This window comes from Gordonia sp. 852002-51296_SCH5728562-b, from assembly GCF_001665475.1.
Taxonomy (GTDB): domain Bacteria; phylum Actinomycetota; class Actinomycetes; order Mycobacteriales; family Mycobacteriaceae; genus Gordonia; species Gordonia sputi.
Genome location: NZ_LZMI01000137.1, coordinates 1 through 594 on the forward strand (window position 1 = coordinate 1; position 594 = coordinate 594).

The window sequence follows — 594 nt, forward strand, 5'->3', positions numbered from 1 at the left end:
CGGTGGTTGTGGTCGGCCTTGAAGTCGCCGATGACCACACGGGCCTCCAACAGGGTGGGCCAGCAGTTGCGGTTCAAACACTCGTCGCGCAACCGGTTGTTGAACGACTCGATGAACCCGTTGTTCCACGGCGTGCCGGGCGGAATGTAGGAGATCCCCACCGACCCTGCACAGAACGCCTGCAGGGCTTCTGAGATGAACTCAGGGCCGTTGTCCATGCGCAGCACCATCGGCGGGCCACCCCAGATCGCGAACGTCTTCTCCAACTCCTCGATCAACCGCTCAGCCGGAATCGAGCGGTCCACGATGTTCAGCAACGACATGCGGGTGTGCTCGTCCACCATCGACGCGATCTTGATCTTCTTCCCATCGACGGTGGAATCGAACTGAAAGTCCAATGCCCACACCACTTTCGGTGCGTCCGCGACCACGACCGGCACCGACGATTGGCCGACCCGTTTGCGCCGCGGAGCACGCCGCACTTGCAGGCCCTCCTCCTTCCACAGTCGATGCACCCTCTTCTTGTTGATCTCGATGCCGTCGTCGAAGCGCAGGTGCGCCCACGCTCGCCGGAACCCGTGCCGCGGGTGTTTG

Annotated in this window: 1 protein-coding gene; it reads right to left on the reverse strand. The window is 62.6% G+C overall.

Annotated features, from left to right (window positions below; translation table 11 throughout):
• A partial coding sequence (locus tag A5766_RS23645) for an integrase core domain-containing protein (protein ID WP_064906686.1) occupies window positions 1–594 on the reverse strand: 594 nt, incomplete at both ends.